General features: G+C 67.7%; 13 protein-coding genes and 1 pseudogene. 9 read left to right on the top strand and 5 right to left on the bottom strand.

Annotated features, from left to right (window positions below; all coding sequences use genetic code 11):
• The first annotated feature begins 13 nt into the window (after positions 1 to 13).
• The 4 genes from G6N23_RS20775 (at position 14) to G6N23_RS20760 (ending at position 5572) form a co-directional block, all read left to right on the top strand.
• Positions 14 to 460, top strand: a complete 447-nt coding sequence (locus G6N23_RS20775) for an MmpS family transport accessory protein (RefSeq protein ID WP_234808534.1) — start codon at positions 14 to 16, stop codon at positions 458 to 460.
• Entirely contained in the window at positions 457 to 3411 is a 2955-nt protein-coding gene (locus G6N23_RS20770) for an MMPL/RND family transporter (protein WP_085260092.1), read from the top strand. Before G6N23_RS20775 ends, G6N23_RS20770 begins: the two co-directional genes overlap by 4 nt.
• A gap of 84 nt (positions 3412 to 3495) precedes the next feature.
• Positions 3496 to 4908 (top strand): NAD(P)/FAD-dependent oxidoreductase, encoded by a 1413-nt coding sequence (locus tag G6N23_RS20765; protein WP_095174085.1) that lies wholly within the window; start codon positions 3496 to 3498, stop codon positions 4906 to 4908.
• Entirely contained in the window at positions 4901 to 5572 is a 672-nt protein-coding gene (locus G6N23_RS20760) for a maleylpyruvate isomerase family mycothiol-dependent enzyme (RefSeq protein ID WP_085260094.1), read from the top strand. Before G6N23_RS20765 ends, G6N23_RS20760 begins: the two co-directional genes overlap by 8 nt.
• 115 nt (positions 5573 to 5687) lie before the next feature.
• Here G6N23_RS20760 and G6N23_RS20755 read toward each other — a convergent pair whose 3' ends face one another.
• On the bottom strand, positions 5688 to 6530 hold the full coding sequence (locus G6N23_RS20755; RefSeq protein ID WP_085260095.1) for an LLM class flavin-dependent oxidoreductase: 843 nt from the start codon (positions 6528 to 6530) through the stop codon (positions 5688 to 5690).
• Between the two features lie 17 nt (positions 6531 to 6547).
• Positions 6548 to 8005 carry an aldehyde dehydrogenase family protein gene (locus G6N23_RS20750; protein WP_085260096.1) on the bottom strand — a complete coding sequence of 486 codons (1458 nt, stop codon included), beginning with the start codon at positions 8003 to 8005 and terminating at the stop codon, positions 6548 to 6550.
• A 107-nt stretch (positions 8006 to 8112) separates the two neighbouring features.
• Here G6N23_RS20750 and G6N23_RS22195 point away from each other — a divergent pair.
• Together G6N23_RS22195 and G6N23_RS20740 are read left to right on the top strand one after the other, a co-directional pair.
• A pseudogene (locus G6N23_RS22195) lies at positions 8113 to 8366 on the top strand (SRPBCC family protein); the annotation flags it as partial.
• Complete coding sequence (locus G6N23_RS20740) at positions 8366 to 8986, top strand: TetR/AcrR family transcriptional regulator (RefSeq protein ID WP_085260097.1); 621 nt, start codon at positions 8366 to 8368, stop codon at positions 8984 to 8986. The pseudogene G6N23_RS22195 and the gene G6N23_RS20740, both read left to right, overlap by 1 nt.
• On the opposite strand, the gene G6N23_RS20735 is transcribed toward G6N23_RS20740, so the two are convergent.
• On the bottom strand, positions 8955 to 9899 hold the full coding sequence (locus G6N23_RS20735; protein ID WP_085260098.1) for an oxidoreductase: 945 nt from the start codon (positions 9897 to 9899) through the stop codon (positions 8955 to 8957). The genes G6N23_RS20740 and G6N23_RS20735 overlap by 32 nt on opposite strands.
• A 51-nt stretch (positions 9900 to 9950) precedes the next feature.
• Here G6N23_RS20735 and G6N23_RS20730 point away from each other — a divergent pair, with 51 nt between their 5' ends.
• Positions 9951 to 11177, top strand: a complete 1227-nt coding sequence (locus G6N23_RS20730) for a cytochrome P450 (RefSeq protein ID WP_085260099.1) — start codon at positions 9951 to 9953, stop codon at positions 11175 to 11177.
• Between the two features lie 81 nt (positions 11178 to 11258).
• Here the strand turns inward: G6N23_RS20730 and G6N23_RS20725 are convergent, their stop codons facing one another.
• Both G6N23_RS20725 and G6N23_RS20720 read right to left on the bottom strand, forming a co-directional pair.
• On the bottom strand, positions 11259 to 11762 hold the full coding sequence (locus tag G6N23_RS20725; RefSeq protein ID WP_085260100.1) for an SRPBCC family protein: 504 nt from the start codon (positions 11760 to 11762) through the stop codon (positions 11259 to 11261).
• A gap of 37 nt (positions 11763 to 11799) precedes the next feature.
• Entirely contained in the window at positions 11800 to 13563 is a 1764-nt protein-coding gene (locus G6N23_RS20720; RefSeq protein ID WP_085260101.1) for an N-acyl-D-amino-acid deacylase family protein, read from the bottom strand.
• 81 nt (positions 13564 to 13644) lie between these two features.
• Between G6N23_RS20720 and G6N23_RS20715 the strand changes: the two genes are divergently transcribed.
• Together G6N23_RS20715 and G6N23_RS20710 are read left to right on the top strand one after the other, a co-directional pair.
• Complete coding sequence (locus G6N23_RS20715; protein ID WP_085260102.1) at positions 13645 to 14247, top strand: TetR/AcrR family transcriptional regulator; 603 nt, start codon at positions 13645 to 13647, stop codon at positions 14245 to 14247.
• A complete protein-coding gene (locus tag G6N23_RS20710; RefSeq protein WP_085260103.1) occupies positions 14234 to 15373 on the top strand; it encodes an epoxide hydrolase family protein in 1140 nt (379 codons plus the stop codon). The genes G6N23_RS20715 and G6N23_RS20710 overlap by 14 nt, the downstream gene beginning before the upstream one ends.
• Positions 15374 to 15392: the final 19 nt, after the last annotated feature.

Below are 15392 nucleotides of genomic sequence, written 5' to 3'. Positions count from 1 at the left end.
AAGGTTAGCGGCCATGAGCGCAATGCGAAAGCTCCGGGCGCCCCTGGAGCGGCTGTGGATCGTGCTGGTGATCGTCCCCGTCGCGGCGGTGGGCGCACTGGTCATCTACCGGTTCCATGGCATCTTCGGCGCCGATCAGTCGGCGGCAGCCGCCGGCGCGGGCGGCGAGATCGTGTCCACCGTCGCGAAGTACGTCACCTACGAGATCTACGGCCCCCACGCCACTTCGGGGATGGTCAGCTACGTCGACGAACGCGCCCAGCCGCGGGAGGCGACGTTCGACTCCCTGCCGTGGTCGCTGACGTTGACCACGACGCAGCCGAGCGTGTTCGCCAATGTCATGGCCCAGGGCGACGGCGACGAGCTGGGCTGCCGGATCACCGTCAACGGCGAACTACGCGACGAGCAGCGGACCGGCGGCCACAGCGCGGCGACCTTCTGCGTGGTGAAGGCCGCATGAGCGGCCAGCACAGCACGCCGCCCCCCGGAGCCAAGCCGCCGCTGTATCCGCGGCTGATCCGTGCCCTGGCCGTCCCGATCATCCTGTTCTGGCTCGCCGCGGCGGCCGCGACGAACCTGCTGGTGCCGCAGCTGGAGGTCGTCGGAGCGCGCAACGCCGTCTCGCTCTCGCCGCAGGATGCGCCGTCGGTGATCGCGATGAAGCACATCGGGGAGAAGTTCGGCGAGTTCAGCTCCGATTCGGTGCTGATGATCGTGCTGGAGAGCGACACCGAACTGGGCCAGGACGCCCACCGCTATTACGAGCGGCTGGTGGCGACCTTGCAGGCCGACACCGCGCACGTCGAGCACGTGCAGGACTTCTGGGGCGACCGGGTCACCTCGGCGGGATCGCAGAGCGAGGACGGCCGGGCCGCCTACGTGCAGGTGCACCTCGCGGGGAACCAGGGCTCGGCCCGGGGCGTCGAGTCGGTCGACGCGGTGCGCACGATCGTGGAGGACTCCGATCCCCCGCCCGGCCTGCGCTCCTACGTGACCGGCCAGGCCGCCCTGGTCGCCGACACCAACGAGGCCGGCGATGCCTCGATGATCAAGATGACCGGGATCACCCTGGCCGTCATCACGGTGATGCTGCTGGTGGTCTACCGCTCGATCGCCACCACCGTGATCGGACTGCTCGTGGTCGTCACCGAGATGAGCGTGGCCCGCGGGCTGATCGCGGTGCTGGCCAACTTCGGTGTCTTCGCGATCTCCACGTTCGTGGTCAGCATCCTGACCGCGCTGGCCATCGCGGCCGGAACCGACTATTGGATCTTCCTGATCGGGCGCTACCACGAGGCCCGCAGCGCCGGCGAGCATCCCGAAACCGCCCAGCGCACAACGCTGTCCAGCGTCAGTCACGTCATCCTGGGTTCCGGGCTGACGATCGCCGGTGCGATGCTGTGCCTGCATTTCACCCGGCTGAACTACTTCAACACGCTGGCGGTGCCGTGCGCGCTGGGTATGTTCACCATCCTGGCGATGGGGCTGACGTTCGCGCCGGCGGTGCTCGCGGTCAGCAGCCGGTTCGGCCTGCTCGATCCCAAGCGAACAACTCAGACCGGCGGCTGGCGCAAGGTCGGGACCGCCGTGGTGCGCTGGCCGGCACCGATCCTGGCCGCCGCCGCCGCCGTTGCCGCTGTCGGCGTTCTGGTGCTGCCGGGCTATCAGACCAGCTACGACAACCGGCACTACATCCCGTCCGACGTGCCGTCCAATATCGGCTACGCCGCAGCGGAGAAGCACTTCAGCGCGGCGCGGATGAACCCCGACATGCTGATGGTCGAAGCCGATCACGACATGCGCAACCCGCGCGACATGCTGGTGCTGGATCGCATCGCCCGCAACATCTTCCGGGTTCCCGGCATCGAACGGGTGCAGAGCATCACCCGTCCGCTCGGTCCGCCGATGGAACACGGCTCGGTGCCGTTCCAGATCAGCGCCCAAGGCGTCACGATGGCCGAGAACCTGCAGTTCCTCAAGGCCCGCCTCGACGACACCCAGACCATGGCCGATCAACTCTCCTCGATGGTCGCGGTGATGGATCGCCTGCACGGCCTGACCGTGCAGCTGTCCGACGCCACCCACGGCACCGACCAGGCCACCCATGACATGGAAGGAACCATGGCCGAGGTGCGCGACCGGATCGCTGACTTCGACGACCAAGTCCGGCCGCTGCGCAACTATTTCTATTGGGAACCGCACTGTTTCAACGTCGGTGTGTGCAACGCGTTCCGGTCGATGTTCGATGCCACCGACGGGTTCGACAAGCTGGCGGAGAACACCACCGCGCTCGCCGATCAGCTGGACCGGGTCGACGGCATCACCCCGGAGATCGCCGCCCAGATCCCACCGATGATCGCGATCACCACCAACATGCGCGATCTGATGCTGACCATGCACAGCAGCTTCAGCCAGGTGGTCACCCAGCTGGAGCAGATGACCGACACCGCCGCGGTGATGGGCCAGGTGTTCGACGACGCGAAGAACGACGATATGTTCTACCTGCCACCGGAAGCCTTCGACAGTCCCGACTTTCAACGCGGGATGGCGTTGATGATGTCACCGGACGGCCAGGCCGCACGCATCCTGATCACCCACGACAGCGATCCCGCGACGGTCGAGGGCATCTCGCACGTCGGCGCCGAACTGCAAGCCGCCAAGGAGGCCGTCAAGGGCACCCCGCTGGCCAAGGCGAAGTTCTACCTCGGCGGCACCGCGGCCACCTACTCCGACATCCAGACCGGTGCCCACTACGACCTGCTGATCGCGGCGATCGCCGCCATCGTGCTGATCTTCGTGGTGATGCTGCTGATCACCCGGGCACTGGTCGCCTCGATCGTGATCGTGGGAACCGTGGTGCTGTCACTGGCCTCCTCGTTCGGATTGTCGGTATTGTTGTGGCAGTACGTGTTCGGCATCGAGCTGCAGTGGCTGGTGATCGCGATGAGCGTGATCGTGCTGCTCGCGGTGGGCTCGGATTACAACCTGCTGGTGGTCTCCCGGATGAAGGAGGAGATCGGTGGCGGCGCCAAACCGGCCCTGAAGACGGGGCTGATCCGTGCGATGGGCGCCACCGGCAAGGTGGTGACGGCGGCCGGGATGGTGTTCGCGTTCACCATGATCGCGATGATCGCCAGCGACCTGCGTTCGGTCGGCCAGATCGGCACCACCATCGGGCTGGGCCTGCTGTTCGACACCTTCATCGTCCGCAGCCTCATCACCCCGTCGGTCGCGGCGCTGCTCGGGAGGTGGTTCTGGTGGCCGATCAACGTGCACCGGCGCCCGGCCCCCACCCGCGCCGATTCCCCCGTCTCCCCTGTCCCCACCGAGCGTGAAGCCAGCTTCACCCCCGGCGCCCAACCCGAAGGCTCCTTGACGTCCGCGCCGACAGCCCCGCTCCCGGCAGGCTAAGAATCTTACTGTTACGCCAAGATACTCTTATTTTTCTTAATTTGTCTGTATCGTGGGTCCCTTGCGTCGGGAGAGGGGCTTGCCTTGGGCGAAACGAAGTCGTCTGCGGTCGTGCTGGGAGCCGGGATGGCCGGGCTACTGGCGGCTCGGGTGGCAGCGGAGTTCTACGACTCCGTCACGGTGGTGGACCGCGACCGGCTGCCCGATCATCCGGCCCACCGACGGGGGGTGCCGCAGGGCCGGCACCTGCACAGTGTCCTGTCCCGCGGCACCGGCATCCTCGGTGAACTGTTTCCCGGAATCCTCGATGACTTCGCCGGCGCCGGCGCGGTGGTCATCGACGACGCCGACCTGTCCGGACGGTATGCCCGGATCGGCCGTCACGAGCTGAACCGGACCGGCAGGCTCGCCGATCCCGGGGCGCTGGCGATCTACAGCGCCAGCCGGCCGTTCGTGGAGTTTCACGTCCGGCAGCATGTCGACAGGCTCGGCAACGTCGCATTTCTCGACGGCCACGATGCGGTCGAGCCGGTGCACGACCGCAACATCGTCACCGGCGTGCGAATCAGGAATCAACGCAACCGCCTCACGCAGGTTCTGCACGCCGATCTCGTCGTCGACGCGACGGGCCGGGCGGCCCGGACCGCCGAGTTCCTGGCCGGCCACGGCTTCGGCAGCGTGCCCGAACAGCGCCTCGATGCCAATTGGGGCTACTCCAGCCAGTTGCTGCGCATCCCGCCGGACCGGCTCACCGACCGGATGGTCTTCGTCAACCCCGGCCGGCCCGCCCCGGTGTTGCTGCTGATGGCCTACGAGCACGACACCTGGATGCTGGCTATCGCCCGCTACGGCGACCATGGCGCTCCCCCAGCCGATTTCAGCGCGATGCTGGCCGCGGCCAAGCAGGTCCTGCCCGCTGGCATCATGGCCGGCTTGCGCGACGCCACACCGGCGGGCGACATCGCGGTTTCCCACGACACCGGTGCACTGTGGCACCGCTACGACCGGATGCCGCGCTTCCCCGCCGGTCTGGTGGTGATCGGCGACGGACTGTGCCGGCTCAACCCGCTGCACGGCCAAGGCATGACGGTGGCCGCGCTCGAGGCGCTCGCACTGCGCGACTGCCTGCGCGACGGCGGATCAGACCTGCCGCGGCGGTTCTTTCGGGCTGCCGCCGACGAAATCGCGCCGGTCTGGGCGGCGAACGTCGCCAACGATTCGTCATCGGATCGCCGGCACCCGGTACGCCACCGGCTGAGCGGGTGGTTCGCCGATGCGGCGGGCACGGCCGCCAGCCGCGACATCACCGTCACCGAGCGCTTCCTTCGGGTGCGCAACCTCGTCGACCCGCCCTCGGGGCTGCGTGATCCGGTACTGCTGTGGCGGATCCTGCGGGCCAACCTGCCGGGCGCGCGGCGTACCGCCCGATGTGCTTTGGCCCGAACACCATTGGGCACACTGGCTCCGGTACGCACTGCAGGAGGTTCCCATGCTTGACGCGATCTACCGTGCCGCCCGCGGCCGGATCGGGGTGTTGGCCGCCGAACTCGGCGACCACCAGCTGCGCACCCCGGTTCCGGCGACGCCCGGCTGGACGGTGCACGACGTGCTGGCCCACCTGGTCGGTGGTGCCGCCGACGCGTTGGCCGGCCGGCTCGACGGCGCGCCGGGGGATTCTTGGACCGCGCGGCACGTCGCCGAACGTCACGACCGCGCGGTCGACGAGCTGCTCGCCGAGTGGGAGCGCGCGGCCCCGGCGGTCGAATCGGGTCTGCCTGAGCAGTTCACCGGTCCGAATCTGGCCGCGGACGTCATCTGCCACGAAGCGGACCTGCACGAGGCACTGGGTTTGCCGCGAACCGACCGCGAACACTGGCAACCGTTCCTGGACGTGCTGGGAAACCTGCCCGGCCGGCGGCTGCGTGACACCGCCACCCTGGTGATCAGCGACGAGCTGGGGCAGCAATGGCGTTGCGGCTCGGGCGACTCCGTCACGATGGTGCGCGCCGACGGATATGAGCTGCTGCGCGGCTTGTTCAGCCGGCGCTCCCGCCGTCAGATCGCCGGATGGGACTGGTCCTCCGAACCATCGGCGCAACTCGTGGACGGCTTCGGCGTCTTCGGCCACCGCGACGACGACCAGCCGATCCCACGTACCTGACCTCACACGGCGCACGAGGTGAGCCGCGGCGGGGAGAACGTCAGGTCGCCGCACTCCTGCGAGCCTGGCGGCACCGCGCACGAAGGTGCGCCGGGAGATGGATTTGGTGGGGACGTCATTCCCCGAGTGCGGTAATCACTCTCTCACCGAATTCTGCGATCGTCTCCGGCGCAGCGAAATCGGAGAACCATACGTAGAACCGCTGTGCGCCCTGGCGGCGCAGGCCGGAGAAGTAGTCGACCAGTTCGTCCGCGCGGCCACAGACCAGTCCGGGGCCGAGCTGGCTGAACCGGCGATGCGCCTTGGCGGTCACCGTCTCGGCATCAGCGCTGTCCCCGATGAAGCCGACCATCTGCTGCACCGAAGCCCGCGCCGAGCCGACCTTGGGCAGCAGATCCGGTAGTTCGTCGACGTGGGTCGCCGGCAGATTCCACCAATCCGCATGGCGGGCCACCAATCCCAGCATCCGCGGGCCGCGCCCGGCCAGCAGCAGCGGGATCGGGTTGCTCGGCGTGGGCAGCTGGGTGTCGTCGCCACCGGCCCAGTAGCGCTTGACCGCGGTCACCGTCTGTTCCAGGGCGCTGACCCGCTGGCCGGCGGTCGGTGCACCGAGCCCGAAACGGGACAGCTCGTCGGGCATCGACCCCGATCCCAGACCGAGCTCGAAACGCCCACCGGAGGCCTCGGCCAGCGTCACCGCCTGCTTGGCCAGCACGGCCGGATGCCGGAACGCATCGCAGAGCACCAGATGTCCGATCCGCAGCCGCTCGGTACGGGCGGCGACCCAGGTGGCGATCGTCATCGCCTCCCAGATCGGGGCGTCCGGGTCCATCGGGGTTTCCAGGTGGTCGAGGAAGGCCACCCCGTGGAAGCCACTGGTCTCGGCGGTGCGCGCCCGCAGCACGATGTCGTCGATGTCCAGCCTGCTCTGCGGCAGGAACAGGAACCACTCGGCCATGGTGAGCGCCGTCGCCTCTACAGCGCCGTCCAGATGGACTTGGTCTTCAGGTAGGCGTCGATGCCCTCGTAACCGAACTCCTTGCCAACGCCGGACTGCTGGAAACCGCCGAACGGCACGTTGTGGTCGAACGTCAACTGGCAGTTCAGCCCCACCATGCCGGCGTTGAGCCGCTTGCCCAGGTTGTGCGCGCGGGCCACGTTCGTGGTCCATGCGGTGGCGGCCAGACCGTAGCTTGTGTCGTTGGCCATCGCCACGGCTTCGTCGTCGTCGTCGAACGGCAGGATCGTGACGACCGGACCGAAGATCTCCTCCCGATACAAGCGGCTGGTCGCGGGGTCGACGCCGGTGACCACGGTGGGCTTGACGAAGTAGCCCTTACGGTCCAGCCGGTAGCCGCCGCTGACGATCTCGACGCCTTCCTGCTTGCCCTGGTCGATGTAGCCCAGCACGCGGTCGAGTTGCTTCTGGCTGACCAGCGGGCTGATCATGGAGCCCTCGTCCTTGGGACCGCCCAACACCAGGTTGTCGCCGATCATCGCGATGCCGGCAACCACGCGTTCGTAGACGCTGCGCTCCACGAAGATTCGCGAGCCGCACACACAGCCCTGCCCGGAGTGCACGAAGATGCCCATCGAGGCCATCATGATCGCCATGTCCAAATCGGCGTCGGCGTAGATCAGCACCGGGGACTTGCCGCCCAGCTCGAGGGTGACCTTCTTCAGGTTGTCCGCCGAGTCACGCATGATCTGCTTGCCGACCTCGGTCGAGCCGGTGAAGGCGACCTTCTCCACGTCGGGGTGCGCGGTGATGGCGGCGCCGGCGGTGGCGCCGTAGCCGATCACGAAGTTGGCGACGCCGTCGGGCACCCCGGCTTCGGCGATCATCTTCTCCAGCAGCACCGCTGACAGCGGCGTCTCCTCGGCCGGTTTGATGACGCTCGAGCAGCCCGCCGCCAGAGCCGGCGCGATCTTGGCGCAGGCGTTGAACAGCGGGCCGTTCCACGGGTAGATCAAACCGACGACGCCGTACGGTTCCTTCTGGGTGTAGGTGTGGAAATTGGCGTGCGTGCTGTTGACGCCACCTTCCATCTGCACCTGGTAGCTGGTGCCGTTGAGCTTGGTGCACCAGCCGGCGTAGTAGCGGTAGAACTCCGCGCAGGTGGACACGATCATCTCGGTCTGGGCCGGCGGCATCCCGGCGTCCAGGGATTCCAGCTCGGCGAACTCCTGGGCGTGCTCGTCGATCAGATCGGCCAGCTTCCACAGCACCTTGGCGCGCTGGCGGGCCGGGATGTCGGTCCACACCCCGGACTGGTAGGCGGCCTTGGCGCGGGCGACGGCCTCGTCGACGGCTTCCGAGCCGGCGTCGCGGAACTCGGTGATCTGCTCCTCGGTGGCCGGGTCGATCACCGGGATCACCTCGCCGGTGCCGGGGCGCTTCGCCAGATCATCGATTACCGACTGCAGTGCCATGGTGGACCCTTCTAACGACAGCGGAGGTGTGCTGTGCATCTGCTTAGCACCCGGCGTGCGGTCGGGTCAACAGTGAGACATTCTATTCATCATCTGTAAAGGTGTCGGACGGTGAACGGATCTTCACCTGGCAACTCGCCATCGCGACGCGGCCGACGCTGTGGGTCGTCAGCTCGGTCGGGCGCCTCGGGCACGACCGCAACGGCAACGGCGGGATGGACGGGCGTATCACGGTCCAGTCGCACTTCACCCGGCCCGCTTCTTCCGAGCGGACAACCCGGCCAGGATCGACGACTACCACGCCGCGTCGATTACGGTTCCGGCTATGGATCGACGCCGACCCCGGCCGGGGAGGTTCTGATGCGTACCCGCGGTTGGGGCGGCGATGTGCCGGCCAGCGACGAGGAGGCGGTCGCGCGGATCCTCGAAGCGACCCGGCGCACCATCGACGAGCGCGGCGAGCAGACCAGCATCGCCGACGTGGCCCGCACTCTCGGCGTGACCCGCCAGACCGTCTACCGCTACTTCCCCAGCACCGAGGAGTTGTTGTCGGCCACCGCGATCGACGGGGTCGGGGACTTCCTCGATCAACTGGCCGCGGCGCTGGCGGGGATGACCGATCCCGGGGACGCGGTCGCAGAGGGTGTCGCGCTGACCCTGGAACGACTTCCCGACGACCCCTACGTCGGCCTGTTGCTGCGCGCTCAACAGCCCAGTGCCTTCGCCGTCACCGTGACCACCGACACCGGCCGCGCCTTCGGACACTCACTGCTCGAGCGACTGGACGTCGACTGGACCGGATTCGACAGCCAAGCCGTCGACGACATCATCGAGATGGTGCTGCGCACCTTGCAGTCGTTCATCCTGGCCCCACTGCCCGCTCCGGGGGAGGAGTTGCGGCGCCTGCTGCGCCGTTGGATCGCGCCGGCGGTGACCGCCGCGCGCGGCGCTAGGAAGGTTCGCGGGTCAGCGGGTAGGTGACGCCGGTGAGGTCTTCGGCGATGTTCCAGAGCCGCCGTTGCGCTTCGACGTCGTGGGCTCGCCGCGCGGCTTGGACCAGCACCGGCGGGCCGATCTGCTCGAAACGCCCACCGGGACCGTAGAACTGGCCGCCCGCGGCGGCCGGGTCGGTGGCCGCCCGCAACATCGGCAGCGCCCCGTCGGCGGGATCCTGGGTGAACCAGCCCGTCAGATACCGGAAGCGGCGGTTGAACACCCAACGGACCGACGGCGACTGCTCGCGCAGGATCCCCGTTCGGCAGCCGCCGGGGTGCGCGGCCAGCGAGATCGCCGTGCTGCCCGACGAATCCAGCCGTCGCTGCAGTTCGTAGGCGGCCATCAGCTGGGCGAGCTTGGACTGCGTGTAGGCCACCGCCGGGGTGAACGACTTCTCCAACTGCAAGTCGTCGAACGCGATCCGGCCGCCCCGGCTGGTTTTGCTGTTCACCGCGATGATTCGCCCCGCGGTGGACGCGAGAACGCAGTCGAGCAGCAGTCCCGTCAGAGCGAACGACCCGAGGAAGTTCGTGCCGAAGTCGCCCTCGAAGCCGTCGACGGTCACCTGCCGCGTCTGGTGCATGACACCGGCGTTGTTGACCAGGATGTCGATCACCGGATGGCCGGCCCGCAACTCCTGCGCGCAGGCACGCACCGATGCCAGGTCGCTGACATCCAGGTGAACCACGTCGATCCGCGCGTTCGGGACGGTCCGGAGTATGTCGTGGCGGGCCGCGGCGGCCGCGTCGACGTTGCGGCAGGCCAGCACGACGGTGGCCCCCAGCCTCGCCAGTCCACGGGCGACCTCCAGGCCGACACCGGTGTTGGCCCCGGTCACGACGGCTGTCCGGCCGCGCTGCGGCGAACCCTGCGCCAAGGTCCATTCGATGGCACTCACACGCCGAACAATAGACGGGACACCGTGATTTATGTGTATGGTCCTGACTTGATGCACGACGACATCGACCTGACCGACCTGGACCGATTCACTTCCGGTTTCCCACACCACGTGTTCGACGTGCTGCGCCGCGAATCTCCGGTCTGGTTCCATCCCGCCACGGCCCACTCCCCCGGCGGCGAGGGATTCTGGGTACTGAGCCGCTACGCCGATATCGTCGCCGCGGCCACCGACAACGAGACCTTCTCCTCAGAGACCGGCGGCGGGCGGGACGGTGGCGGCAGCACGCTGGAGGACATGCCGCTGGGTTTCGCCGTCGGCGCACTGCTGAACATGATGGACGATCCGCGGCACGCAAAATTCCGAAAGCTGCTGATGCCCAGCATGACTCCGCGGGCACTGCGCGGGATCGAGCAGGATCTGCGGCAGCGCGCGGTGACGATCGTGGACGCCGCGCTGACCAAGCGGGAATGCGACTTTCTGGTCGATGTCGCCGCCGAGCTGCCACTGCAGGCGGTCGCGGAGCTGGTGGGCGTCCCGCAGGAAGATCGCCATGAACTGATGAACTGGGCCAATGTCACCCTGGACTACGAGGATCGCGAAGTCGGCGAGGTCAACGACCGGTTGGTGCAGGCCCATACCCGGATGCACACCTATGGGGCCGAGCTTCTGGAACGCAAGCGCGCCCAGCCCGCCGATGACCTGTTGTCGGTGGTGACGCACGCGGTGATCGACGGTGAGCCGCTCACCGCCAACGAGCAGCAGATGTTTCTGAGCCTGATGATCGCCGCGGGCAGTGAGACGACGCGTAATTCGATCGCCATCGGCATGTCGGCGCTCAGCGCGCATCCCGAGGCGTGGGAACGCTTGCGGCGGGATCGGACACTGCTGCCGGTGGCTGTCGAGGAACTGCTGCGCTGGGCTTCGTCGACACCGTACAACCGGCGGACCGCCACCCGCGATGTGCAACTGCACGGCCGGCAGATCCGCGCCGGCGACAAGGTGAGCCTGTGGTGGGCCTCGGCGAACCGCGACGAGTCGGTCTTCGCTGATCCCTACGCCTTTGATATTTCCCGGAACCCGAACCCGCACTTGACGTTCGGTCGCGGTGTGCACTTCTGCCTCGGATCGACGCTGGCCCGCCTCGAGATGCGGGTGATCTTCGACGTGCTGCTCGATCGGGTGGGCGCCGTGACCTTGACCGGCCCGATCGAATACGTCCGCAGCAATAAGCACGCCGGTGTCCGGCACATGCCGGTCACCATCGAACCGCGCTAGCGATTCAGACGCCGAGCGTGCGTGTCTGCACACGACACGCCGACATCGGGCGTACAACGACGCACGCTCGCGTCCACGGTGTTACGCGCCCGGCGCAGTCGCGAACCGCCTGTCGGTGTAGCGGCGCAGGTTGGACAGGAAGCGGCGAAAAGCCAGGTTCATCAGCGGGCCGCTCAGCGGGGCGAACAGCTTTGCCGGGCCGGTCAGCCGGTTGGCCAGGGTCCAGGTGAGCCGGCAGCCCTGCGCCGTCGGTTCGATGCGGTAGTCCTCGACGAAGACCGCCAACGCTGAAGTCGAGCTCTCATTGAATCGAAATGCCATGTGCCGTGCCGGTTCCCATGCCAGGAATTCTTCGTTGCCGACGATGCCGCCGCGCATGTCGACGAGGCGGGTGGTGCCGACGCCGTGCGGCTCGGGGCTGGTCCAGGTCACGTTGGTGATGACGCTGGCCCAGCGCGGCCAGGCGTCGGCGTCGGCCAGCACCTCCCACACCTGCTCGGGAGTCACGGCCAGATCCACACTGTTGCTGAACCGTTGCGGCGCCTGGTCTATGAACCCGAGATCAACTCGCTCGCAGGGAAACATCCGGGACAACGGACTTCCTTTCTGTGCTTCTGGCGATTCAGCGCGCCCCGCGCACGAGGCGTCCCGGGCGGGCGCCGGTATCGGCGCCGTGGCGCCGGGTGACGGCACCGCTGACGATCGTGGCAACATACCCGCTCGCTCCCTGCAGCAGGCGCCGCCCGCCGGCGGGCAGGTCATAGGCCATCCGGGCCGGGTGCAGGCTCAGTGCTTGCATGTCGATCACGTTGATGTCGGCCTTCTTGCCGATCTCGATGACACCGCGATCGTTCAGCCCGAACAGCTGCGCGGTGTCCCGGCACTGCTTGCGCACCACATACTCCAGCGGCAGCTTCTCGCCGCGGTGCCGATCACGCGCCCAGTGGGTGAGCAGGAACGTGGGATAGGAGGCGTCGCAGATCAAACCGCAGTGCGCACCGCCATCGGAGAGTCCCAGCACCCCGGCGGGATGGGTGAGCATCTCGCGGATGGCGTCATGGTTGCCGTCGGCATAGTTGAAGAACGGCAACATCAGCATCGCGCCGGCGTCGTCCTCAAGCATCAGGTCATACAACGTCGACAGCGGATCCTCACCCCGCGCCGCGGCGATCGCGGCCACCGAGCGATCCGGTGTCGGCTCGTAGTCCGGCGGGTCTCCCAGGTCGTAGATGCGGTGCAGCGAGTGCTGCACCAGGGCGAACATGCCGTCGAACTGCAGGGAGGTGTCGACGGGGAGATCCTCTTCGGAAAGGATTGCGGCCTTGACGGCCGGCTCGGCAAGCCGCTGCGCCAGCTCATCTCGGCTGCACTGCTCCTTGAGCCGCCGGTAGGTCGGGCGGTGGGTGAAGCCGTGATGCCCGGGGAAGCCGAGCAGCATGCCGAACGGCCGGGCGGCGATCTGCGGATACAGCGCGCTGCCGGCCTGATGGGCGGCGGCGGAGATGTCGAGCTGTTCCCGCCACAGATTCGGGTCGGCGTCGACCTGGATCAATGCGAAGGACAGCGGGCGGTCGATCTCGGCGCCGAGGCGCTGCATCCACTCGAGCTCCTTCTTCGGCGCGATGATGTCCTCGCCGGCAGCCCCCTGCGGAGCCAGCTCGAACACCGCCTGACCCCCGGCCGCCATCGCCCGGCCCAGGCCGAACAGTTCGTCTTCGGCGGCGAACGTGCCCGGCACCGGCTCACCGTCCATCGCCCGGTGCGCCAGCGTCCGGGACGTCGAAAAGCCCAGTGCCCCGGCCTCGATCGCTTCCTGTACCAGTGCGCTCATCGCGGCGATATCGTCGGGTGTGGCCGGCTCGTTGCGCGCGCCGCGATCACCCATGGCGTAGGCGCGGATCGCCCCGTGCGCCACCTGACTGCCGACGTCGACGGCGAAGCTTTGGCGGTCGAGCGCATCCAGATACTCCGGATAGCTCTCCCACCCCCAGGTGATGCCTTCGGTCAGCGCGCTGCCCGGGATGTCCTCGACACCCTCCATCAACTTGATCAGCCACTCCTCGCGGCCCGGCCGGACCGGGGCGAACCCGACTCCGCAGTTGCCGCTGACCACCGTCGTCACGCCGTGCCCGCTGGACGGGTCCAGCAGGCTGTCCCAACTCACCTGCCCGTCGTAGTGGGTGTGGATGTCGACGAATCCCGGTGCGACGACGCGACCGGTGGCGTCGATCGTCTCGGCTGCGGCACCGGTCAGGCCGGGATCATCGGCTCCGGTGCGGCGCTGCAGCGCCACGATCTTCCCGTCCCGGATGCCGACATCGGCCGGGTACCGGTCGGCTCCGGTTCCGTCGACGACGGTGCCACCGGTGATCGCGAGGTCATACACAGCCGTCTCCTTCGATCGTGATACCGAACGCGCCCAGCAAAGTTGTTGATCAATTTGTACACATTTCGATAATGTGTGCAAGTGCCTGGCGAAGCAGGATCTCGAACTCTTCCATCGCCGCTGCTCACCGCGGCGACCGACACACTGCGCCACCTCGGGCCCCGTCGCTTCAGCCTCACCGCCGTCGCCGAGGCGGCGGGCGTGTCACGAGGCACGGTGCACAACATCTTGGGGACCCGTGACGCCGCCATAGCCGCGGCGCTCGACCACCTGTCGGCGGCGTTCATCGAGACCATGGCTGCCGAGGTCAACGAGCAGCAGACCCTGGCCGAGCAGGTCGCGGCCGCCGCGGTGCTGATTTCGGCGCACCGCCGCAGCTCGGCGGCCGAACCACGCGCGATCAATCAAAGCGTGCTGGTGCTGCTGCTGGAACACGGCGGCGAAGAGTTGATGCGGCGCTCCGTCGGGCTGTGGACGCCACTGGTCCGCGCCGCGCAACGTAGCGGCGAAGTCAGCGCCGCCCTCGACGCCGGCCGCGCCGGGGAATGGATCGTGCGGATGCTGTTCAGCTTCGAGTTGCTCCCGCCCATGCGGGTTAATCTGGACAGTCCCCGAGCGGTGCGTCGCTTCGTGTGCGAGCACATCGTCAACGGACTGAGCGGAGGCCACCGTGACCCATCCTGAACCATTGCTGCTCGCCGTCGACGATGCCGAGCTCGATGACCTGCGCCGTCGGCTCGCCGGGGCTCGCTGGCCGACCGAGATCGATGGAGCGAACTGGGATTACGGCACCGACCAGGGATTCCTCAAGTCTGTGGTCGACCACTGGCTGCATCACTACGACTGGCGCCGGGTCGAATCCGAGGTCAACGCGGTCGGCTCCTTCGTCACCGAGGCCGCCGGGCAGCGGGTGCATTTCCTGCATGCCCGATCGGAGGATTCGAACGCCATCCCGCTGGTGCTGACCCACGGCTGGCCTGGCTCGATCGTCGAGTTTCTCGACGTAATTCCGCTGCTGCGTCGACGATTCCACGTTGTGGCCGTCTCGATGCCCGGATACGGATTCTCCGGGCCCACCCGACAGCGCGGGGTCGACTCCGCAGCGGTGGCGGCTGCGGTCGCCGACGTGATGGCGCAACTGGGCTACCACCGCTATGTCGCCCAAGGCGGCGACTGGGGCGCCATCGTCACCCGCCACCTCGGCGAGCACTACTCCGACCGGGTCGCCGCCATCCACACGAACATGCTTTTCGCGTCACCCGATCACAACGACCCGGAGCTGCTGGCCGCGATGACCGAGACCGAACAGGCCGCGATTGTTGCCGCAGCACAACGGATGACCGACGGCATGGCCTACCTGAATCAGCAATCCACTCGCCCGCATTCGCTGGGGTTCGGCCTCGACGACTCGCCGGTGGGCCTGGCCGGCTGGATTCTGGAGAAATTTCACGCCTGGTGCGACACCCGGGATGGGATACCGATCAGCACCGATCGGCTCATCGACAACCTGATGTTCTACTGGCTGACCGCGACCGCTACCTCGGCGGCGCGGCTGTACTGCGAATCCGCCCGCGCCGGCAACGGTGCGCTGAGCAAGTGGGCCGGCCGAGTCGAGGTGCCCACCGGATACGCGGTGTACCCCTACGAGATCCTGCAGACACCGCGGGCCTGGGCCGCGCATCGCTACAACCTGGTCCACTACAGCGTCGCAGATCGTGGTGGGCACTTCGCCGCGTTCGAACAGCCCGCGATCTTCGCCGCCGACCTGGCGGCGTTCGCCGATGTGCTCCTGGAACGGCAGGTGTTTTAACCGAGCGCCGAGCTCCGGG

Source organism: Mycolicibacter terrae (assembly GCF_010727125.1).
GTDB classification, from domain to species: Bacteria; Actinomycetota; Actinomycetes; order Mycobacteriales; family Mycobacteriaceae; genus Mycobacterium; species Mycobacterium terrae.
Note: the sequence above shows the minus strand (reverse complement) of the source record. Positions and strands in the feature narration are given on the sequence as shown.

Excerpts from the sequence above, each read along its gene's own strand:
- G6N23_RS20775 (WP_234808534.1), top strand. The coding sequence starts at position 14 with ATGAGCGCAATGCGAAAGCTCCGGGCGCCCCTGGAGCGGCTGTGGATC.
- G6N23_RS20770 (WP_085260092.1), top strand. The coding sequence starts at position 457 with ATGAGCGGCCAGCACAGCACGCCGCCCCCCGGAGCCAAGCCGCCGCTG.
- G6N23_RS20760 (WP_085260094.1), top strand. The coding sequence starts at position 4,901 with ATGCTTGACGCGATCTACCGTGCCGCCCGCGGCCGGATCGGGGTGTTG.
- G6N23_RS20755 (WP_085260095.1), bottom strand. The coding sequence starts at position 6,530 with ATGGCCGAGTGGTTCCTGTTCCTGCCGCAGAGCAGGCTGGACATCGAC.
- G6N23_RS20750 (WP_085260096.1), bottom strand. The coding sequence starts at position 8,005 with ATGGCACTGCAGTCGGTAATCGATGATCTGGCGAAGCGCCCCGGCACC.
- G6N23_RS20740 (WP_085260097.1), top strand. The coding sequence starts at position 8,366 with ATGCGTACCCGCGGTTGGGGCGGCGATGTGCCGGCCAGCGACGAGGAG.
- G6N23_RS20730 (WP_085260099.1), top strand. The coding sequence starts at position 9,951 with ATGCACGACGACATCGACCTGACCGACCTGGACCGATTCACTTCCGGT.
- G6N23_RS20725 (WP_085260100.1), bottom strand. The coding sequence starts at position 11,762 with ATGTTTCCCTGCGAGCGAGTTGATCTCGGGTTCATAGACCAGGCGCCG.